Below are 20,708 nucleotides of genomic sequence, written 5' to 3'. Positions count from 1 at the left end.
CCTGCCCGCCCGCGCAGGCGCAGGACCAGGAGCCGGTCCTGCGGGTGGCGTGAGACGCCCCTCAGGGCCTCTCAGCCGCCCGTTCAGTCCTTGGCCCTGATCGGGCGCAGCAGGGCCTCGGCCAGGGCCAGCATGGTCTCCTCCAGGGCGCTGAGGCGCCTGTTCAGGTCGTCGGTGGCGGGCTGGACGATGCCGCTGACCGCCTCGGTGATCTGGTCGCGGTCGGGGCGGGAACGTACGAGCTCGGTGAGGGTCTCTGCGGCGGCGGTCAGGCGCTCGGCCTGGTCGTCGGCCTGCGAGCGGACCAGCTCGCCGATCCGTTCGGGAAGGGCCAGGGCGGCGGGCAGCTGGCCCATCCGCTGATTGACGGCCTCGATGCGGTCGTCCACCGCCTCCAGGTGCTCGCCGGCCTGCTGGGCGCGGGTGGCCAGGCCGTTCAGGTGGGTGTCGAGGCCGTTGAATCGGCTGTCGAGCGTGCCGAACTGGCCGTCCACCGCGTCGAGGCGGCCGATCAGGTGCTCCTCGGTCTCGACCAGCCGCTCGTCGATGGAGTCCAGCTGGGTGTCGAGCTTGTTGAAGCGGCCCTCGTTGCGGGTGGTGCCCTCGGTGAGGCGCTGCTCCGTGCCGGCCATGCGCTCGTCGAGCGCGGTGAAGCGGGCGTCGATGCGTACGTCGAGGGCGTCGAAACGGTCGTCGTGCCTGCCGAGGTGGCCGTCCACGGTGCTCAGCCGCTTGGTGAACCCGCTGAGCTGGCCGTCCATCGACGTGAGCCGCTTGTCCACGCTGCCCACCCGGCTGTCGATGCCGTCCAGCCTGGTGTCGATGTCGGCCAGGCACTCGTCGGCGGACTCCAGGCGGCTGTCGAAGCCGGTGAGCCTGGTGTCGAGGCCGGCGAGCTTGCCCTCGGCCCTGTCGAGCCGGGCGTCCACGCCGCTGAGCCGGGCCGTCAGACGCTGCTCGCTCTCGCCGACCTGGACGGCGAGGTGGCGGTCGGTCTCGTCCAGGCGGGCGGCCAGGCGCTGCTCGGTATCGGTCAGGCGGGTGGCGAGCTGCTCGTCGGCCTCCCTGAGCCGGGTGACGAGCCGCTCGTCCGCCTCGACGAGACTCGTGGCCAGCCGCTGGTCCGTCTCGTCGAGCCGGCGTGTGAGGCGCTGGTCGGTCTCGTCGAGCCGGGTGGACAGGCGCTGGTCGGTGCCGTCCAGGCGCGCGGACAGCCGCTGGTCGGTCTCGGCCAGGCGGGCGCCGATGCCCTCCGACAGGTCGTTGACCACGAGCTCGACCCGGTCGGTACGGCCGGCCAGCTCGGTCATGGACTTGTCGAGCCTGGTGAACCGGCTGGCGGCGGCCTCCATGCTGGAGTTGAGGCCGGCCAGCTGGGCGGCGAAGTCGGACATTCCCTTAGTGATGCCATCGGTGGTGTCCAGCACGGACTGCAGCCGTTTGAGGGCTTCGTCCACGCTCTCGCCCACGGTGCCGAGGTCGGCCCAGAGGTTCGGCAACTCGCCGACCGGGGCCACGTGCGCGTCCACGAGGCTCACCCGGTCGCCGACGGCGTCCACATGGTCGCGTACGGCCTCCACGTGCTGGGCCAGCCCCTCGGCCCACATCGGCGGCTTGGCGGTGATGTCGTCCAGCCTGCCGCTGACCGCCTCCAAGGTGCCGCTGAGCCCGCCGAGCTCGCGCTCGCGCACCTCGCGCAGCAGCCACTCCATGCCTTCGAGCCGCTGGCGGATCTCGTCGAGCACGGCTCCCTGCGTGCGCTGCTCGTAGACGTGGTCCTGGGCGGCGCGGTTGAGCAGGTCTCGCATTCTCTCGGAGATGGCCTGGTGGCCGCCTGCCTGAAGAAGGGTGGTGTGGTTGGAATTGTCCACCGAAAGCTCCTTCGCTCGCCGACGGTCTGCCGCGCAGCATTGGGATAGGTCCGGTTTGCAGATGAAAGAGCGAGAACACGGATAACCGCATTAGGGGGAGAACTCCCGCCCGCCCACCTTAGCCTCTCGATCAAGGTCCGGCAGGGGTGAAGTGAAAGATCGTGGTTAACGGGGTAATGGCCGATTTGGCGGTGTTCAGGCAGCTGATGAGGGGTTACAGATGAGGACCGATGGTTTATCGAGAATCCGGGTCAGGATGATTACCGCGGAATTGTCGCCGTTCAGTCGGAGGTCCGTTCGGAGGCGTTCGATATCGATGGCCGAACCGCGCTTCTTGATGGTGACATTGCCGACATGTCGCCTGCGGAGCTCCGCGCGCAGCTTTTTCAGGGAAAACGGCAGGACGTCGTTTATTTCGTATCTCGCCGCCCATGGAGTGTCCTTGGCGGTGTCACCGGTGATATACGCGATCATCGGGTCCGGCAGGCGGCCGTTGACCAGAGCGGCCACCTCGCCGACGAGATGTGCCCGGATGGCGGCGCCGTCGGGCTCGTAGAGGTAGCGCCCGACCGGGCCGACGGGGGCCCGGGTGCCGGTGGCCGTGAGGGTGTGCCCGCCGGGCAGCAGGGTGGCCCGCCGCCCGCCGCCCGCCCCGCCCGTCCACAGAGTGGCCTCCTTGACCTCGCCCTTGTAGGAGACCCACTCGGCCTCGGCGTCGGCGGGGATGAACTCGTACGGGATGCCGGGGGCGACCTTGAGGCACGCCCTGCGGGCTCGGGCGAGCAGGTCGAGCACCACGGGCCAGGGCGGGGAGTAGGCCATGGGGTCGAACGTCCGGCCCCTGCTCGTCCGCCGTGCCGGGTCGGCGAACAGGACGTCGTGGTCCTCCGGGCGGACGCTCGCCGCATCCGCCACGCACACCTCGGCCGCCAGTCCGAACGCCTCGGCGTTGGCCCTGGCCACGGCCACGGTGAGCGGGTCGGTGTCCACGGCGGTCACGATGCAGCCGGCGCGGGCCAGCGCCAGCAGGTCGCCGCCGATGCCGCAGCAGGCATCCACGACCCGGAGCCCACCGGCGGCGGGAACGCCCGCCTCCCGCCGGGTGGCGGCGGCGTCCGGGCCGTGCCGTGCCGCCGGGGTGCCCGGGGCCTGCTGGGTCGCGGGGGTGGCCAGGTCTGGCGATGCCGCGGGGGTGTGCGGGTCCTGCTGGGTCACGGGGGTGCCCGGGTCGGGCCAGGTGGCGATGCGGTGGGCGCGGTGGGCGGCGACCTCCGCCCGGGTGGCCTGCTCCAGGCCGTGCGGCGTGAAGTACATCCGCTCGGCGTCCGCGCCGAACTTGGCCCTGGCGCGCTCCCTGAGCCCCGCCTGGGTGAGCGCTGCGGAGGTGAGCGCGGCGTCGTACGTCCTGCGGAGCCTCGTGGCGGCGGCGACCGGGTCGGCGCCGATGAGCTCCCCGGCCTCGGCGAGCGCCCGCTGCCCACGCGGCGTCAGCAGGTCGGCGAAGGCTTCGAGGTCCACGGAACGACGTTATCGCCCTGGTCGAGCGCTCGAACCGGCGCGTCGTAACGGATCGGGAGGCCGCCGGGGCCGGGGTTTCCCGGCCTGATCGCTCACAGCAGACGCGTTCGTGTTGACTGTCAAGCCCCTCTTGCATATGTTTCCTGTTGGCACTCTCCCCTTGAGAGTGCCAACGTGCGACGAGGCAGGTCTGACACCCGCGACGGCAGGCCCAGCTGGTCGCCTCTTCTAGATCATTCAAATCTGAAGGGGAGGTCCGATCGTGACGACCGCCACCAAGGTTCCCGTTAAGCCGCTCGGCGACCGCATTGTGGTTCAGCCGCTTGAGGCCGAGCAGACCACCGCTTCCGGCCTGGTCATCCCGGACACTGCCAAGGAGAAGCCGCAAGAGGGCAAGGTCCTCGCGGTGGGCCCGGGCAACTGGGACGAGGACGGCGACAAGCGGATTCCGCTCGACGTCTCGGAGGGCGACATCGTCCTCTACAGCAAGTACGGCGGCACCGAGGTCAAGTACGGCGGCGAGGAGTACCTCGTGCTCTCCGCCCGCGACGTTCTCGCGATCATCGAGAAGTAAGTCGGATGTGTCGAGCCCCGGGCGCTCATGTGGGCGGCCGGGGCTTTCGACGCTAGGAGAGGACTTTCAGCAATGGCGAAGATCCTGGAGTTCAACGAGGACGCCCGCCGCGCGCTCGAGCGTGGCGTGAACGCCCTCGCGGACGCCGTGAAGGTTACCCTCGGCCCCCGTGGCCGCAACGTCGTCATCGACAAGAAGTTCGGTGCTCCGACGATCACGAACGACGGTGTGACCATCGCTCGTGAGATCGAGCTGGAGGAGCGCTACGAAAACCTCGGCGCCCAGCTCGCCAAGGAAGTTGCCACCAAGACCAACGACATCGCGGGCGACGGCACCACCACCGCGACCGTCCTGGCCCAGGCCATGGTCCGCGAGGGCCTGCGCAACGTGGCCGCCGGCGCCTCGCCGCTGTCGCTCAAGCGCGGCATCGACAAGGCCGCCAAGGAGATCAGCGACAAGCTGCTCGCCAGCGCCCGCGCGGTCGAGGACAAGAAGGAGATCGCCAATGTCGCGACGATCTCCGCTCAGGACGCGCAGATCGGCGACCTGATCGCCGAGGCGTTCGACAAGGTGGGCAAGGACGGTGTGCTCACCGTCGAAGAGTCCAACGCCATGGGCATGGAGCTCGAGTTCACCGAGGGCATGCAGTTCGACAAGGGCTACCTGTCGGCTTACATGGTGACCGACCCCGAGCGCATGGAGTCGGTGCTCGAGGACGCCTACATCCTGCTCACGCAGAGCAAGATCTCCTCCATCGCGGACTTCCTGCCGCTGCTGGAGAAGGTCGCCCAGACCAAGAAGCCGCTGCTCGTGGTCGCCGAGGACGTCGAGGGCGAGGCCCTGGCCGTCCTGGTCACCAACAAGATCCGCGGCACGTTCACCTCCGTGGCCGTCAAGGCTCCGGGCTTCGGCGACCGCCGCAAGGCGATGCTGCAGGACATGGCCATCCTCACCGGCGGCCAGGTCGTCAGCGAGGAGGTCGGCCTCAAGCTGGAGCACGTCGGTCTCGAGGTGCTCGGCACGGCCCGCCGCGTCGTGGTCACCAAGGACAACACGACCATCGTCGACGGCGCCGGCGACGCGCAGGCCATCGAGGACCGGGTCAAGGAGATCAAGATTGCCATCGAGCAGTCCGACTCCGACTGGGACCGCGAGAAGCTGCAGGAGCGCCTGGCCAAGCTGGCCGGCGGTGTGTGCGTGCTGCGGGTCGGCGCCGCCACCGAGGTGGAGCTGAAGGAGAAGAAGCACCGCCTGGAGGACGCGATCTCCGCGACGCGCGCCGCCATCGAGGAGGGCATCGTCTCCGGCGGCGGCACCGCGCTGATCCACGTCTCCAAGGAGCTCGACGACCTCGGCCTGTCGGGTGACGAGGCCACCGGCGTCGCCATCGTGCGCCGCTCGCTGGTCGAGCCGGCCCGCTGGATCGCCGAGAACGCCGGCCTTGAGGGCTACGTGGTCACGCACAAGATCGCCGAGCTTGAGGCGGGTCACGGCCTCAACGCCGCGACCGGCGAATACGGCAACCTGCTCGACCAGGGCGTCATCGACCCGGTGAAGGTGACGCGGTCGGCCGTGCAGAACGCGGCGTCGATCGCGGGCATGCTGCTCACCACCGAGGCGCTCGTGGTGGACAAGCCCGAGGAGGAGGCCCCGGCCGCCGGCCAGGGTCACGGTCACGGCCACGGCCACGGCCACTGACCTTCCTGCCCGTCACGGCCTGCATCCTTGAAAGGATGCGGGCCGTGTGGCTTTTGTGGGGTTCGTCCCGGCTGAGTACGCCAACTGGGCTCTCCGGGACGATGTGGCGAACCTGGAGCGGGAGCTGGACCACACTCGAAGCCGCGGGCGGTGGCGAGCCACCGACCTCCTCCTGCGGGCGCGGGGACCCGGAGCGCCGTCCCCGGGCCATGGCGAGCGTCGGCGGGCTGCGCATCACTACCCGTTGGCCGATACGATTCGCCCACCTCAGCCGCACCAGCGCCCTGCGGTGGGCGGGCCGGCACCGCCTGCCTGGGGGCTCGAACAGGGGAGGCCGACGACGCCTGCCACTGCCCGAGCCCGCCGGGTCAAGTCGGCCATTTCGCCGGGCGCTTGGTGGAACAGGCTGGGTCGAGCAGGCTGGGTCGAGCAGGCTGGGTCGAGCAGGCTGGGTCGAGCAGGCTGGGTCGAGCAGGCTGGGTCGAGCAGGCTGGGTCGAGCAGGCCGGGTCGAGCAGGCCGGGTCGAGCAGGCCGGGTCGAGCAGGCTGGGTCCAGCGGGCCGGGTCCAGCGGGTCAGGTCGAGGAGGCCGGGTCGAGGGGGGCCGCTGGGCGTTGGGAGGTGCTTCGGGTGGTCGGGGAATCCGGTGGCACTGGGCAAGCCGCTGGGGCGGGCGGCTTGTGGAGTGGTGGGACGGGAGGAGGGAGTGGGCGTGCGGTATGGGCGGGCGGTGGATCGGTTGCGGATGCTCGCCGAGGCGTGCGAGCAGACCAGGCGGGTGCCGGTGGACGAGCCGTTCCTGCGGGAGGCGTACGTCTTCGGGAAGTTGCTGGACGGGGCCGATCCGATCGAGGAGATCGAGGTCGTCTTCGTACTGAACCTGCCGCCGGAGGAGGTGGCCTGGGGGTCTCATCCGCCCGGCACCGCCTGGCTGGTGGACTTCCTGCGGCTGGACCAGGGCGGGGTGGCCTACTGGTGGCGCTCCCGGCGGGATCCGGTGGCAAACCCGTTCATCCGCGGGCCGATCCGGTTCTGGTCGCTGGACGGGCCCGAGAAGGCCGTGCTCGATGCCCTGGAGGCGCGCCGGTTCGACCTTGTGCGCGGGGCGGAGCCCGAGGATGAGCCGGCCCGGGCCGCCGGGGAGCTCAGGACGGCGCTGGAGCATCTGCGGGCGGTGCACGACTCGTACTGGGACCGGCGGTGGCGCAGGGAGCATCGCGGGGTGGGCCGGTATCCCGAGCACCACCTGTGGGAGGCCGTCCAGGGGTATCTGGAGTTGCTCGACGTACAGGATGACTAGGGGCACTGGCGCGGGCCGGTGGTGGCGGTCCGCGAGCGGCGTAGATCGAGGTGGTGAGCGAGCGCGAGGTGCTCGGGCCGGCCGATCGCCCGCGGGTCGGCCTGCTCGTTCGCCGGTTGGGGTTCCTCGATGGCGGCCGGCGGACGGGGTCAGGGCAGGGGGCGTGTTTCGAGGGGTGGCGGCTTCTGGGGGGAAATGGGGGGAAAGGTGGATTGCTGGAGTAAACCGGAAGTGGCAGATAAGCGTCTGTGGGCTGGCAATTGTCGTGCATTCCGGGTTATGGGGTGAAACATTATGTCAGCAGTTAAGGCTTAGTGTGGTCATTTGATTACTGATGGTTATCGTCGCTTCAATGTGACCAATCCGTAGCCGTTCGCTATGACGACAGGCCGGATCAGTGCGGGCATCATGCCTATCGTGAGCGAGGGAAGCGTCGCCGACGCCAAAATTGGGGTAAGGCTCGCGTCGAGACTTCCGGCACGGACGGATGACTCCGACCTTAGGGAACTGACGAGCCTCGCCGTGCAGGGAGATCGCAGTGCGATCGAATCCCTGCTCGGTGAGTTGCGTCCGATGGTGGTGCGCTATTGTCGCGCCAGGCTGGGCAGGGTTTCAGGGCAATATCACATTGCCGATGACGTAGCCCAGGAGGTGTGCATCGCGGTCCTGTCCGCGCTGCCGCGATACCGGGACATGGGACGGCCGTTCGCCTCCTTCGTGTTCGGGATCGCCTCGCACAAAGTGGCCGATGCGTTGCGGAGTTCGGTGCGCTCGGCCGTACCGACCCAGGATCTGCCCGACGGGCCGGACGATGGGCCGGGGCCGGAGGAGACGGTGGTCCGCTACATCGAGGTCGAGCACGCGCGCAGGCTGCTGGCCCGGCTGCCCGACAACCAGCGGGAGTTGCTGCTGTTGCGGGTGGTGTCGGGGCTGTCGGCCGAGGAGACCGGTAATGTACTCGGTATGTCACCAGGTGCGGTCCGCGTCGCCCAGCATCGGGCGCTGGCCAGATTGCGGCAGATGGCGGAGCTGGAGTCAGCTTGACGCCAGAGGAAGAGACCGACGCGCTGCTCGACGCGCTCGGTCGCGGGGAGATGCCTGATTCAGCCGATCCAGCGGTGCGGTTGCTGGCCGTGCTGCTCGATGATGTCGGTCAGCGGCGTTCCTCCGTGTCGATGACGCCATCGACATAGCCTCTGGCGTACTCCCAGCTGACATAGTCGGCCGGGTCAGGGTGAAAGGCCGGCTCGTGGACCTGAGGCTGGCCCTTCTCGATCATTTGCCTCAGGTTGCCGCGCAGCAGCTCCCAGTCGAAGAAGTGCTGCTCGCCGCATTCGGGGCAGTCGAGCACGAGGCCCAGCACCCCCTGTGGTTCGAGCAGGGAGCGAAAGACCTCGACGTCGGCGAGGTCGGTGATGGCCTCGTCACGTTCGGCCGCGGTGAGTGGCTCGGCGTCGTCGAGTGCCCCCATCGCCGAGGAAGGATCGTTCGGGTCGTCCGCGAACGGGTCGCGGGGGACGTCTTCCAGCACCTTCCCACCATATGACCGAAGCGGCCCGAGCGGTGGGTTATAGCTCAGGCCCTGCGGCCGGCTGCCCGCTTTCCGGCCGTCCCACTCGCGCGTTTTCGGGCTTCCCGCCCTGCTCCGCGCGCTGTTTCCGCGGGGTACGGGGTCAGCGGAGCCAGCCGCGCCTGGCCGCCTCCACACCCGCGTGGAAGCGGGACTGGGCGCCCAGTTCGGCCATGGCGTCGGCGAATCTGGCGCGGATCGTCCGCACCGAGACCCCCAGCTGGCGGGCTATGGACTCGTCGCACATGCCCTGCGCGGCCAGGCGCAGCACCTGGATCATCCCGTCGCCCCTGCGGCCCCAGGGCAGGGGTACGGCCCTGGCCCACAACTCCTCGAACAGCGCCCGCAGCACGCCCACGACGACGGGGGTGCGTACGAGGTAGAAGTTGTAGGCGTTGTCGGGCAGGTTGCCGCCCCACACGGAGGGCAGGCCGGCGACCTCGGGGCCCACGGTCATGAACCAGCTCGGCACCCGGTCCAGCGTGCGTACTTTGCCGCCGGTCTCCAGCAGGCGGGTGAGCTGGTCGCGGACGCCGGGCAGCATGAGAGTCGAGACCGGGACGATGGCATGAACGGTAAGAAGATTTCGTTCCTGAGCATCAACCCAGGGATCCGCAAATTTGCGGGCAAAATCGGTCATGGTGCGTTCGTCGGGAATGCCGGTCACTAATGTCATCGGCGGTGATTGAACGGCTATGCCGACGACGCTCTCATACAGCACATCGGCCCCGCTGGCCATCTCCACCATGAAAGAGCCACTCTGATAGTCGCGCCCGGCGTCGTAGTCGCGAATCAGGCCCCGGATCGAGCCGAACGCCGAGTCGATCATTCGGCTTTCCTCGGCCAGCCGGTCGAGCCGCTCGGCGATCACCCGCCCGAGCGCCGCCGCGGGATGTCTGGCCAGGTAATGGCCGGACCGCTCGTCGATCACGCCCAGCTTGACGAGGTCGTCGAGCTGGGCGCCGACCTGCTCCACCGGGTTGTCCATGGCCAGCGCGAGGTCGGTGCGCGTGGCCCGGTGCAGCCGGAGAACCGCCGTGTACAGCGCGGTCTGGGCAGGGTCGAGACCCAGCGTCTCGAAGGGATCGGACACGGTTCGGGGCTCGTTGCGCATTATGGGCGGCTCCGTTGGGGGGACACGGGCGTGCCGCGAGGATAACCCCGCATTACTCCCGTGTCCTCAGGTTGCTATGACTCGTCGGCTCGTAATGCAACTTCGTGCAGTTGCACGTTTGCACATTGCGTTGTTCCGTTGAGTAACGCAGGCTTTACCTAGCGTCGGCATCCCGGAAGGGCACGGCGGAGCGGGCCATCAGAACGCGGAGGGGGGTTCGGTGGCGTTCCACGCCGCCGCGCCCGGATGCCGGTGGCCGGGGGATGGGACGGATCACCAACCGTCCCATCCCCCGGCACTTTTTGGTGCCGGGGGTACGACGGGCCGTGGGGGTCATCGTGCTCCCGGCATCCGGCTCGCGGAGTGCCCGGCCCAGCCCGGCTCGCGGGGGGCGAGGCGCTGGGGATGCGTTTGGCGGCAGGCCCTAGACTTAGCTCAATCAGCACAGATGGCAGGAGGGGCCGCCGCATGTCCAAGTTCACCGAGGTGGGATTGACCTTCGACGACGTGCTGCTGGTGCCGGCCTATTCAGATCTCCAGCCAGGTGAGGCCGACACCGGGTCGCGCCTGTCACGCGGCATCACGCTGTCCATCCCGCTCGTCTCCGCGGCCATGGACACCGTCACCGAGGCCCGCATGGCGGTCGCCATGGCACGCCAGGGCGGCATCGGCATCCTGCACCGCAACCTGTCGGTCGAGGAGCAGGCCCAGCAGGTCGACCTGGTCAAGCGCTCGGAGGCCGGGATGGTCACCAACCCGGTGACCTGCAGCCCGGACGACACGCTGGCCGATGTCGAGCGGCTGTGCGCGACCTACCGGATCTCGGGTGTGCCGGTGACGGACGAGTCCGGCACGCTGGTGGGCATCGTGACCAATCGCGACATGCGCTTCGAGACCGACCAGTCGCGGCCCGTACGCGAGGTCATGACCAAGATGCCCCTGGTGACCGCGCGGGTGGGGGTGTCGCGCGACGACGCCTTCGCCCTGCTCAGACAGAACAAGATCGAGAAGCTGCCGCTGGTCGACGCTGACGGCCGGCTGCGCGGGCTGATCACGGTCAAAGACTTCACCAAGAGCGAGCAATACCCGCTTTCCACCAAGGACGCCGACGGCCGTCTCATCGTGGGCGCGGCCGTGGGCGTCGGCGGCGACGCCGAGATCAGGGCCAAGGCGCTGATCGAGGCCGGGGTGGACGTGGTGGTCGTGGACGTGGCCCACGGGCACTCCAAGGGGCTGGCCGACATGATCGCGAAGGTCAAGGCCAACAGCAAGGTCGAGGTCATCGGCGGCAACATCGCGACCAGGGCCGGCGCCCAGATGCTGGTCGACGCCGGGGTCGACGCGGTCAAGGTCGGCGTCGGGCCGGGCTCCATCTGCACCACCCGGGTGGTGGCCGGGGTCGGGGCGCCGCAGGTCACGGCCATCTTCGAGGCCGCCAAGGCGTGCGCGCCGGCCGGGATCCCGGTCATCGGCGACGGCGGGCTGCAATACTCCGGTGACATCGTCAAGGCCATCGCTGCCGGGGCGGACACGGTCATGCTGGGCTCGTTGCTCGCGGGCTGCGAGGAGTCGCCCGGAGAGCTGATCTTCATCAACGGCAAGCAGTTCAAGTCGTACCGGGGGATGGGGTCGCTGGGCGCCGTACGCAACCGCGAGCGCGGCGGCACCTCCTTCAGCAAGGACCGCTACGCGCAGGCCGAGGTGGGCGGCGAGGACAAGTACATCCCGGAGGGCATCGAGGGTCAGGTGCCCTACCGTGGCCCGGTCGCGGCCGTGGCGCACCAGCTCGTCGGCGGGCTGCGCCAGGGCATGTGGTACGCGGGCTGCCGCACGATCGCGCAGATGCACACCGACTGCGAGCTCATGCCGATCACGGCGGCCGGGCTCAAGGAGAGCCACCCCCACGACATCCAGATGACCGTGGAAGCTCCGAACTATCACAGAAGGTAACTTCATGACTCAGCAGGTGGAGATCGGCCGGGGGAAGACCGGGCGGCGGGCGTACGCGCTTGACGAGATCGGCCTGGTTCCGTCCAGGCGCACCCGCGACCCGGAAGAGGTCTCGATCGCCTGGCAGATCGACGCCTACCGGTTCGAGCTGCCCCTGGTCGTCGCGCCCATGGACAGCGTGGTCTCACCCGCCACCGCGATCGAGATCGGCCGCCTCGGCGGGCTCGCGCCGCTCGACCTCGAAGGGCTCTGGACCCGTTACGAGAACCCGTCGCCGCTGCTGGAGGAGTGCGCCACCCTCGACGCGGCGGCGGCCACCAAGCGGCTCCAGGAGATCTACGCCGCCCCGATCAAGGAGGACCTGATCGGGCAGCGGATCGAGGAGATCCGCGCCTCCGGGGTCACCACGGCCGTGCGGCTGTCGCCGCAGCGCACCGTCCAGTACCACAAGGCCGTGATCGACGCGGGTGTGGACATCTTCGTCATCCGCGGCACCACGGTCTCCGCCGAGCACGTGTCGGGGCGGGCCGAGCCGCTCAACCTCAAGCAGTTCATCTACGAGCTCGACGTGCCGGTCATCGTGGGCGGCTGCGCCACCTACACCGCCGCCCTGCACCTCATGCGCACGGGCGCGGCGGGGGTGCTGGTCGGCTTCGGCGGCGGAGCCTCGCACACGACCCGTACCGTGCTGGGCGTGGCCGTGCCGATGGCCACGGCCATCTCGGACGTGGCGGCGGCGCGACGCGACTACATGGACGAGTCGGGCGGGCGCTACGTGCACGTGATCGCCGACGGCGGCATGGGCACGTCGGGCGACATCGCCAAGGCCATCGCGTGCGGCGCCGACGCCGTGATGGTGGGCTCGCCGCTGGCGCGGGCGGCCGAGGCGCCGGGGCACGGGTTCCATTGGGGCTCCGAGGCGCACCACCCGGACCTGCCGCGGGGACGGCGGGTCGAGTTCGGCACGGTGGGCACGCTGGAGCAGATCCTGCACGGACCGTCGAGCGTGGCGGACGGCTCGATGAACCTCATGGGGGCGCTCCGGCGGACGATGGCCTCGACCGGCTACTCCGACATCAAGGAGTTCCAGCGGGTGGAGGTCGTGGTCGCGCCGATCCAGCGCTGACCACCCGGGGGCGGCCCGTCCGTGCCGGAGGGCCGCCCGGGGGCGAAGGTAAGCTATCCGGACATGGAATCCCTTGAGGAGAGAGTCGCCCGGCTCGAGGAACAGGTCGCATCCCTGCAACGGCACCTCGGTGTCGATTCCGCGCTCGTCGCGGTCCGGCCGGAGAGGCCTCGCCTGCCGCCGGAGTTCTTCACCGCGTTGCGCGCCGGGAAGAAGGTCACCGCGATCAAGATCTATCGGGAGGCGACCGGGGCGTCGCTGCTCGCGGCCAAGCAGGCGGTCGACACGATGGCGCGCGAGGCACGCGGCTGATGCCCCGGAGCGCGCGGCCGACGGCGCCGGAGGCGGGGGCGGTGGCGCCGGGGTCCGTGGGTTCCGGGGTGCCGGGTGGTGCTTCGGCGGGGGAGGTCGAGCGGGTCTTCCGCGCGGAGTACGGGCGGGCGGTCGCCGTGCTGGTGCGCGTCTTCGGGGACATCGACCTCGCCGAGGAGGCCGTGCAGGAGGCCTTCACCGTGGCGGTGCGGCAGTGGCCCCGTGACGGGACGCCGCCCAGCCCGGCCGGGTGGATCATCACGACCGCGCGCAACCGGGCCATCGATCGGCTGCGCAGGGAGGCGGCGCGGAGCGACAAGCACGCGCAGGCCGCGCTGTTGCACGCGCCCGGGGATCCTGTCGAGCAGGGGGCCGTGCCGGACGACCGGCTCCGGTTGATCTTCACCTGCTGCCATCCCGCGCTGGCCGTTCCCGCGCGGGTGGCCCTCACCCTGCGGTTGCTCGGCGGGCTCACGACCGCCGAGATCGCCCGGGCGTTCCTGGTCTCCGAGTCGACGATGGCGCAGCGGCTGGTGCGAGCCAAGGCCAAGATCCGGGACGCGGGGATCCCGTACCGGGTTCCTGAGCGGGATGACCTGCCCGGGCGGCTGCGTGCGGTGCTGGCCGTGGTCTATCTGATCTTCAACGAGGGGTACACGGCCAGTTCCGGGGATCGGCTGGTGCGCGAGGACCTCTGCGCCGAGGCGATCAGGCTCGGGCGGGTGCTCGCCGCGCTGATGCCCGACGAGCCCGAGGTCATGGGGTTGCTGGCGCTCATGCTGCTGATCGAGGCGCGGCGCCCGGCGCGTACGTCCCGGGCGGGCGAGCTGGTGCCGCTGGCCGAGCAGGACCGGCGGTCGTGGGACAGCGGGTTGATCGAGGAGGGGCAGGCCATCGTCAGGTGGTGCCTGCGGCGTGACCAGCCCGGCCCCTACCAGGTCCAGGCCGCCGTCAACGCCGTGCACAGCGACGCGGAGAGCGCACGGGACACGGACTGGCGGCAGATCGTACGGCTCTACGACCTGCTGCTGACGTTCGACCCGAGCCCGGTGGTGGCGCTGCACCGGGCGGTGGCGGTGGCGGAGGAAGAGGGGCCGGTGGCGGGGTTGCGGCTGGTCGAGGGGCTGGAGCTGGGGGATTACTACCTGTTCCACGCTGTACGGGCGGATCTGCTGCGGCGGCTGGGAAAGGACGCCGAGGCGGCGGAGGCGTACGAGGCGGCGATCAGCCGGACTGGCAACGAGGTGGAGCGGGAGTTCCTGAGAGGGAGATTGTGAGGACTCGCGGCCCGTCGCCCAGGACCGGGATGCCGTGATGGTCAGGCGGGGGTGTGGCGGCGGCGGTGGGCTCGCTGGCGGCAGGCATTGCCGCAGTAGCGGGCCGGGCGGCCGGTGCCGGCGGCAGGGACCGGAGCACCGCATTCCGCGCAACAGATTTCGTTAGGTTTCGTTACGGTGGCCGAGGCGGGTCTGAGTCCGTCCATGACGATGGACGTGGTGCGCCCTGACCCGGCGGTGGTGAAGCCGGCCATGGCGGCGCAGCCCGCGACCAGGCTCGTCACCTCGGCCGCCGTCACGTCAGGGCGGACAGCCCCGGCCTCCTGGGCGCGCGACAGCAGCGCGGCCAGCGCCGCCCGGTAGCGATCGCGGGCGTCCGGCGCGACCCTGGCCCGCGCGTCCGAGGCCAGCGACTCGCACAGCGCCTTGTTGTAGGCCACCTGCTCGACCGACCGCTCGAAGGCCGCGAAGAAGGCGGCGCCCGGGTCGGCGCGGCCTATGGTGCCCGCGAGGGCGGCGATCTCCTCGACCAGCAGCCCGACCCGCTCGCTCACCACCGCCGCGAACAGCGCCTCCTTGTTCGGGAAGTGCCGGTAGACGGTGCCCGCCCCCACGCCGGCCCGGCGGGCAATGGCGTCGAGCGGCACCGACAGCCCCTCCTCGGCGAACGCGGCCTGCGCCGCCGCCAGGAGTTGTGCGCGGTTGCGGCGGGCGTCCGCGCGGCCCGTGACGGTCATGTGGTGGCTCCCGGATTGACAAGCGGAACCGGTGTTCCGTAACGTCTAAACGGATAGTTCGTTCCGTATTCTAGGTCAACCGGAGGTATGAGATGTCGTCTGCGCGTGAGGTGGCCGAGCGTTTCCTGGACGCGGTGATCGGCGGCGGGCTCGCCGACCTGTACGCGGAGGACTCGGTGATCGAGATCCCCTTCGCGCCGGAGGGAGTGCCGACCAGGTTCGAGGGGAGGCAGGGGCACCGGGAGAGGTTCGAGCTTTCGGCGAAGGTCATCCGTCGCGACAGGACCGACAACGTGGTGATCCACGAGACCGCCGATCCCGAGGTGGTCGTCCTCGAATACGACCTGCACGGCACGCTCCTGGGTTCGGGCCGGCCGGTCGTGCTCTCGTACATCATGGTGATGCGCGTGCGGGACGGGCTGATCGTGCACTCGCGGGACTACGGCAACCCGCTGGCCACGGCCGAGTTCCGGGAGGAGCTCGTGCGGGCGCTGCGGTCCGAGCAGGTTTAGATCGCCCGCTCCCGGCCGGGCGGGGAGATCCACATGCCTCTGACCAGCGTCGTCGAGCGAATGGCGGGCCGGCTCGTGACCTAGCATGCGGACATGGCCGATCTCCAGCACACCCACGACCTGGCTTACGACGACGACGTCGTGACCAAGCGGTTCGTGGACAGCAAACCGGGCGCCGCCGAGCGTGAATGGCGGGCGCTCACCCTGCTGGCGGAGCACGCCCCCGGGCTGGCGCCGGAGCCGATCGCGTTCGAGGGCGGCGCCGTGCGGATGTCGCGGATCGCCGGGGTGCCGCTGCGCGGGCTGTTCGTGGGCGGCGTGCACGTCGCGGCCATGGCCGACGCGCTGGCCGAGCTGCACGCCGCCGTGCCGCCCGAGGTCCTGCGGACCGTCCCGGTGCGCCCCTGGCAGCGCCAGGCGGTCGTGGACTGGGTGCGCCGCCGGGGCGCCGGCTGGCAGCCACGGGACCCGCTGTCGGACCGGGCCGTGAAGGAGGGCCTGCGCTGGCTGGAGCGGTGGTCGCCGGGCGAGTCGGGGATCACCCCCGTGTTCGGAGCCGGGGACGGCAACCTGGCCAACTTCCTGTGGGACGGCCACCGCGTCCGGATCGTCGACTTCGAGGACTCCGGCCGCAGCGACCTGGCGTTCGAGCTGGCCGAGCTGGCCGAGCACGTGTCGATGTGGGTGGACGGCGAGGTGGAGATCGCCCGCCGGTTCGAGCTGAGCCCGCACGAGGAGCGGCGGATGCGCGAGTGCCGGAAGGTGCAGGCGCTCGTCTGGATGTTCCTGCTCTCGCACGAGCACCCGCGCAATCCGCCGGGGACCTTCCACCGGCAGGTCGAACGGGTCCTGGCAACATTGGGCGCGTGAGACTCGCGCGCCCTGAAGACAGACCCGACGTCGAGCGGCTGGTGCACGCCGCCTACACCCCGTGGGTGGAGGTCATCGGCATGCGGCCGCTGCCGATGGAGGCCGACTACGCCGCGCTCATCGCCGCCGGCCACGTGCACGTGACCGACGAGCTCGACGGGCTCATCGTGCTCGTGCCCGAGGACGGCGTGCTGCTGGTCGAGAACGTCGCCGTACGCCCCGACCGGCACGGCCGGGGCATCGGGCGCGGGCTGATGGCCCACGCCGAGCGGGAGGCGCGCCGGCTGGGCCTGCCCGACCTGCGCCTCTACACGAACGTGAAGATGACCTCCAACATCGCCCTGTACGAGTCGCTCGGCTACGTGGAGACCGGCCGAACGGGGATCGAGGGCCGCTCGGCCGTGCTGATGCGCAAGCGGCTCAGCCCGTGAGCACGCCGAGCAGGTGGGTGACCTCCCTGGCCACGGCGTCCCGGCCCGCCTTGACATATTTGCGCGGATCGACCACCCGCTCGTCGTGGACCAGGTAGTCGCGGATCGCGCCGGTGAACGCCTTGTTCAGGTGGGTCGCGATGTTGATCTTCTTCATGCCGTGCCGTACGGCCTCCCGCAGCACGTCGTCCGGCACCCCCGACGAGCCGTGCAGCACCAGCGGCACCGGCACGGCGGCATGCAGCTCGGCGACGAGCTCCAGGTCCAGCACCGCGTCCTTGGTGGTCATGGCGTGGGAGGTGCCCACGGCCACGGCCAGCGCGTCCACGCCGGTCCTGGCCACGTAGTCGACCGCCTCGTGCGGCTTGGTACGCGCTCCGGGCGCGTGCACCCCGTCCTTGCCCCCGACCTCGCCCAGTTCGGCCTCCACCCACACGCCGCGCTCGTGGCACCAGGCGGCCACCTCCGCGGTGGTGAGGACGTTCTCCTCGTCCGGCAGCGCCGAGGCGTCGTACATCACCGAGCCCAGCCCCAGCTCCACCGCCTCCTCCACGAGCGGGCGGCCGGTGGCATGGTCGAGGTGCACGGCGACCGGCACCTCGGCGCGCCTGGCGACGGCGAGCGCGGCCAGCGCGAGGGGCTCCAGCGCGCCGTGGTAGCGCACGCAGTTTTCGCTGATCTGCAGCACGACCGGCAGGCCCAGGGCCTCGGCGCCGGAGACGATGGCGGTGGCGTGTTCGAGGTGGATCACGTTGAACGCCCCCACCCCGGTGGGTGACGTGCCGATGATGTCGCCGAGGGCGGCGAGGGGCATGGCGTGTGCTCCTTACGTGATGATGATCTGGGGGTGGATGTCGGCGTACACGTCCCGGTCGAAGTCGCCGGCCACCGGCGCGGCCACGGCGGCCGCGCCCAGCGCCGCCGCCCGCCGCAGCCGCTCCGGCCACGGCGCCGACTCGACCAGGCCCAGCGCCAGCCCCGCGACCAGCGAGTCGCCGGCGCCGGTCGGGTTTCCCGCCACCTCGTACGGCATCCGCGCCCGGAAGGTTCCCTCCCCGGTCACGGCCAGCAGCCCGGCGGCGCCCATGGAGACCACCACCGAGTCCGCGCCCCGGTCGCGCAGCGCCTGGGCGCCCTCGGCCGGGGTGCCGCCGGGCACGGCCCTGGCCAGCTCCTCCGCGTTGGGCTTGACCACGGCGGGCCGGCCCTCTGGCGCGTGGCGCAGCGGCTCGCCGTCGGCGTCCACTATGGCGGGCACGCCCCGGTCGGCGGCGATGGCGGCCAGGGCGGCGTAGGTGTCCACCGGGACGCCGCGCGGCAGGCTGCCCGAGATGACCACCACGTCGGCGGCGGCCACCAACGAGGTGTAGTGCCGGGTGAAGTCCGCCAGCTCGACCGGCGTGACCTCGGGACCCGGCTCGTTGAACAGCGCCGTACGCCCGGACGCACCGCCCGCCCGCCCGCCGCCGTCCGCACGGGAGCTAATCGTGCCGTCCGCATGGGAGCCGGGCGTCTCGGAGACCGCCAGCGTCGTGCGGGAGTCGGCGGCGATGCCGGTCAGCGCGCTGGGCAGGCCCGCCGCTCGCAGGTCCGCCTCGATCGCCTGGCCGGTGGGCCCGCCCACCAGCCCGCTGACCAGCACGTCCTGCCCGAGCGCTGCGAGCACCCTGGCCACGTTGACACCCTTGCCACCGGCCCGCCGGTGCACCGCGCCGACCCGGTTGACCCCGTTCCAGTCCACGGCGGGCACCTGGTAGGTGACGTCGAGCGCGGCGTTGAGCGTCACGGTGAGGATCATCGCGGCTCCGTGACCCAGCCGCCGTCCTTCATCACTCCGGTCACCTCCAGCGTGTCGGACAGCACCACCAGGTCCGCCGCCTTGCCGACGGCGATCGAGCCGATCCGGTCGGCCAGGCCGAGCACCCGGGCGGGCGTCAGCGAGGCCACCTGGACCGCCTCGGGCATGGACAGGCCCACTTCCCGGACGCTGCGCCGGAACGCGACGTCCATGGTCAGCGTGGATCCCGCGATGGACCCGCCCTCGACCAGCCGGGCCACGCCGTCGGCCACCCGTACCCGCATGGGGCCGAGCACGTAGTCGCCGTCGCCCAGGCCGGTGGCCGACATCGCGTCCGTGATCAGCGCGGTCCTGCCGGGCCCGGCCACCTCGTACGCCAGCCGCAGCATCGCCGGATGCACGTGCACCCCGTCGTTGATCAGCTCGACCGTCACCCGCTCGTCCTCCAGCAGCGCCGCCACCGGCCCAGGGGCGCGGTGCCCCAGCGGCGGCATCGCGTTGTAGAGATGCGTGGCCACGCTCGCGCCGGCCTCGACGCCCGCCAGCGTCTGCTCGTAGTCGGCGTCGCTGTGCCCCACCGCTGCGATGACGCCCTCGGCGGCGGCCAGGCGGATCGTGTCGAGCGCCCCCGGCAGCTCGGCGGCGACGGTCACCATGCGCACCTGCCCGCGCCCGGCCTTGATCAGCTCCGCCAGCTCCCGCGGCGACGGCTCGCGCAGCAGCGTCGGGTCGTGCGCGCCGCAGCGGGCCTTGGCGATGTACGGCCCCTCGAAGTGGATCCCGGCCAGCAGCCCCTCCTCGCACAGCTCGGACAGCGAGGCGGCGGCCCTGGCGAGCCCGTCGATCGAGTCGGTGACCAGGCTGGCCATCATGGTCGTGGTGCCGTGGCGGCGGTGCAGCGCCACCGCCTCGCGTGCCTTGTCCTGCTCGCCGGTCGGGAAGGAGCCGCCCGCGCCCCCGTGGTTGTGGATGTCCACGAACCCCGGCACCACGTGCCGGCCGCCCACGCTCAGGCCGGGACCCGGGGCCGATCCGTGGCCGACATGCGTGATGCGGCCGTCTTCGATGGTCAGCCACCCCTCGTGAACTCCCTCGGGGGTCACGATCCTGGCGTCGGCAAGAGTAAGGCTCATGAGGAAAGGATCACAGATCGGGTGAGGTGCATGGGCTCGTCGGGGTTCAGGCCGCGGGCGAAGGCCCGGGCCACGGCGACCCGCTGGGCGCGGATCAGCTCGGCCATCGGGTCGAGCCCGCTCTCGAAGAACGTGGCGCCGGTCTCCTCGACCTGAGCGCGCAGGCCCTCCGGCGCGGTGCCGAGCATCCAGGTCACCCGCCCGGGGGCGGCGATGCTGATCGGCCCGTGCCGGTATTCCATCGCCGGGTACGCCTCCGTCCACGAGCGGGACGCCTCGCGCATCTTCAGCGCGGCCTCCTGGGCCAGGCCCACCGACCAGCCGGTGCCGAGGAAGCTGAACTGCTCGGCGTTGACCAGCGCCTCGGGCAGCGGCACGGCCACGGCCTGCTCGGCGTCGTCGATCGCCTGGGTCAGGTCCTCGCCGAGCGACGCGCGCAGCAGGGCCAGCTGCGTGGTGGCGAACCTGGTCTGCACGACCGAGCGCTCGTCGGCGTAGTCGAGCACGACGACCTCGTCGGCGGCCGTCATGATCGGCGTGTCAGGGTCGGCGGTGATGGCCGTGGTCCTCGTGGTGGTCCCGGCCAGCAGCTCCAGCACCTCGGTCGTGGTGCCGGAACGGCTGAGCGCGAGCACCCGGTCGTAGCGGCGGTCGATCGGGGCCTCGGAGGCGGCGAACGCGTCGGTCTCGCCGTGCCCGGCCCGCTCCCGCAGCGCCGCGTACGCCATCGCGATGAACCACGACGTCCCGCAGCCGACGACGGCGACCCGCTCGCCCCGGCGCGGCAGCACGTCGGCGGGGACGTTCGCGACGGCGCGGCGCCAGCACTCCGGCTGGGACGCGATCTCGGCCTCGGTGTGAGTGGTGGTCACCACGTGCCTCCCGTGATTGATTGTTTGTGCTGTTTTTATACCAAGA

General features: G+C 70.9%; 20 protein-coding genes. 11 read left to right on the top strand and 9 right to left on the bottom strand.

Translation table 11 applies throughout. The annotated features are described in order from the left end of the window. Positions 1-83: 83 nt before the first annotated feature. Positions 84-1,871: an apolipoprotein A1/A4/E domain-containing protein gene (locus BLS95_RS09065; RefSeq protein WP_090930414.1), complete on the bottom strand. Its 1,788-nt coding sequence runs from the start codon at positions 1,869-1,871 to the stop codon at positions 84-86. A 195-nt stretch (positions 1,872-2,066) separates the two neighbouring features. After that, positions 2,067-3,389, bottom strand: a complete 1,323-nt coding sequence (locus BLS95_RS56770; protein ID WP_218135659.1) for a class I SAM-dependent methyltransferase — start codon at positions 3,387-3,389, stop codon at positions 2,067-2,069. Positions 3,390-3,651: 262 nt separating this feature from the next. Between BLS95_RS56770 and groES the strand changes: the two genes are divergently transcribed. The 4 genes from groES (at position 3,652) to BLS95_RS09040 (ending at position 8,004) form a co-directional block, all read left to right on the top strand. Beyond that, entirely contained in the window at positions 3,652-3,963 is a 312-nt protein-coding gene (gene groES, locus BLS95_RS09055; protein WP_043623565.1) for a co-chaperone GroES, read from the top strand. A gap of 72 nt (positions 3,964-4,035) precedes the next feature. Beyond that, positions 4,036-5,661 (top strand): chaperonin GroEL, encoded by a 1,626-nt coding sequence (gene groL, locus BLS95_RS09050; RefSeq protein WP_090930413.1) that lies wholly within the window; start codon positions 4,036-4,038, stop codon positions 5,659-5,661. Positions 5,662-6,372: 711 nt separating this feature from the next. Further along, positions 6,373-6,960, top strand: coding sequence for a DUF7711 family protein (locus BLS95_RS09045; RefSeq protein WP_143043642.1), 588 nt, complete (start codon positions 6,373-6,375; stop codon positions 6,958-6,960). Positions 6,961-7,368: 408 nt separating this feature from the next. Then, on the top strand, positions 7,369-8,004 hold the full coding sequence (locus BLS95_RS09040) for a sigma-70 family RNA polymerase sigma factor (RefSeq protein WP_090930520.1): 636 nt from the start codon (positions 7,369-7,371) through the stop codon (positions 8,002-8,004). A 109-nt stretch (positions 8,005-8,113) separates the two neighbouring features. Here BLS95_RS09040 and BLS95_RS09035 read toward each other — a convergent pair whose 3' ends face one another. Next, positions 8,114-8,491, bottom strand: coding sequence for a DUF5319 domain-containing protein (locus BLS95_RS09035; RefSeq protein WP_090930411.1), 378 nt, complete (start codon positions 8,489-8,491; stop codon positions 8,114-8,116). A gap of 142 nt (positions 8,492-8,633) precedes the next feature. Further along, positions 8,634-9,623 (bottom strand): helix-turn-helix transcriptional regulator, encoded by a 990-nt coding sequence (locus BLS95_RS09030; protein WP_245764935.1) that lies wholly within the window; start codon positions 9,621-9,623, stop codon positions 8,634-8,636. Positions 9,624-10,112: 489 nt separating this feature from the next. On the opposite strand from BLS95_RS09030, the gene guaB reads away from it, so the two are divergent. The 4 genes from guaB to BLS95_RS09010 all read left to right on the top strand — a co-directional run bounded on the left by guaB (position 10,113) and on the right by BLS95_RS09010 (position 14,309). After that, positions 10,113-11,594, top strand: a complete 1,482-nt coding sequence (gene guaB, locus BLS95_RS09025; RefSeq protein WP_090930409.1) for an IMP dehydrogenase — start codon at positions 10,113-10,115, stop codon at positions 11,592-11,594. Positions 11,595-11,598: 4 nt separating this feature from the next. Then, positions 11,599-12,720 carry a GuaB3 family IMP dehydrogenase-related protein gene (locus tag BLS95_RS09020; RefSeq protein WP_245764934.1) on the top strand — a complete coding sequence of 374 codons (1,122 nt, stop codon included), beginning with the start codon at positions 11,599-11,601 and terminating at the stop codon, positions 12,718-12,720. Between the two features lie 63 nt (positions 12,721-12,783). Then, a complete protein-coding gene (locus BLS95_RS09015) occupies positions 12,784-13,032 on the top strand; it encodes a hypothetical protein (protein WP_090930408.1) in 249 nt (82 codons plus the stop codon). Then, positions 13,032-14,309, top strand: a complete 1,278-nt coding sequence (locus BLS95_RS09010; RefSeq protein WP_090930407.1) for an RNA polymerase sigma factor — start codon at positions 13,032-13,034, stop codon at positions 14,307-14,309. The genes BLS95_RS09015 and BLS95_RS09010 overlap by 1 nt, the downstream gene beginning before the upstream one ends. Positions 14,310-14,350: 41 nt before the next feature. Here the strand turns inward: BLS95_RS09010 and BLS95_RS09005 are convergent, their stop codons facing one another. Then, entirely contained in the window at positions 14,351-15,046 is a 696-nt protein-coding gene (locus BLS95_RS09005) for a TetR/AcrR family transcriptional regulator (RefSeq protein ID WP_090930406.1), read from the bottom strand. Positions 15,047-15,138: 92 nt separating this feature from the next. Between BLS95_RS09005 and BLS95_RS09000 the strand changes: the two genes are divergently transcribed. The 3 genes from BLS95_RS09000 (at position 15,139) to BLS95_RS56760 (ending at position 16,859) form a co-directional block, all read left to right on the top strand. Further along, entirely contained in the window at positions 15,139-15,558 is a 420-nt protein-coding gene (locus BLS95_RS09000; protein ID WP_090930405.1) for a nuclear transport factor 2 family protein, read from the top strand. A gap of 93 nt (positions 15,559-15,651) precedes the next feature. Continuing rightward, positions 15,652-16,428, top strand: a complete 777-nt coding sequence (locus BLS95_RS56765; RefSeq protein WP_218135658.1) for a phosphotransferase family protein — start codon at positions 15,652-15,654, stop codon at positions 16,426-16,428. After that, a complete protein-coding gene (locus BLS95_RS56760) occupies positions 16,425-16,859 on the top strand; it encodes a GNAT family N-acetyltransferase (RefSeq protein WP_218135657.1) in 435 nt (144 codons plus the stop codon). Before BLS95_RS56765 ends, BLS95_RS56760 begins: the two co-directional genes overlap by 4 nt. On the opposite strand, the gene BLS95_RS08990 is transcribed toward BLS95_RS56760, so the two are convergent. Genes BLS95_RS08990 through BLS95_RS08975 form a run of 4 tightly spaced genes read right to left on the bottom strand, consistent with a single transcriptional unit; the run spans position 16,849 to position 20,662 of the window. Beyond that, positions 16,849-17,673 (bottom strand): class II fructose-bisphosphate aldolase, encoded by an 825-nt coding sequence (locus BLS95_RS08990; RefSeq protein ID WP_090930404.1) that lies wholly within the window; start codon positions 17,671-17,673, stop codon positions 16,849-16,851. The two genes, BLS95_RS56760 and BLS95_RS08990, sit on opposite strands and share 11 nt — an antisense overlap. Before the next feature lie 12 nt (positions 17,674-17,685). Then, the gene (locus BLS95_RS08985; protein ID WP_090930403.1) at positions 17,686-18,657 is read right to left on the bottom strand and encodes a 1-phosphofructokinase family hexose kinase; all 972 of its coding nucleotides are present in this window, start codon (positions 18,655-18,657) and stop codon (positions 17,686-17,688) included. Continuing rightward, positions 18,654-19,790 carry an N-acetylglucosamine-6-phosphate deacetylase gene (gene nagA, locus BLS95_RS08980; RefSeq protein WP_090930402.1) on the bottom strand — a complete coding sequence of 379 codons (1,137 nt, stop codon included), beginning with the start codon at positions 19,788-19,790 and terminating at the stop codon, positions 18,654-18,656. Before nagA ends, BLS95_RS08985 begins: the two co-directional genes overlap by 4 nt. Then, a complete protein-coding gene (locus BLS95_RS08975; protein ID WP_090930517.1) occupies positions 19,787-20,662 on the bottom strand; it encodes an SIS domain-containing protein in 876 nt (291 codons plus the stop codon). Before BLS95_RS08975 ends, nagA begins: the two co-directional genes overlap by 4 nt. Between the last annotated feature and the right edge of the window lie 46 nt (positions 20,663-20,708).

The organism is Nonomuraea jiangxiensis (assembly GCF_900099965.1).
Taxonomy (GTDB): Bacteria; Actinomycetota; Actinomycetes; order Streptosporangiales; family Streptosporangiaceae; genus Nonomuraea; species Nonomuraea jiangxiensis.
This window is presented reverse-complemented; position numbering and strand designations above follow the sequence as displayed.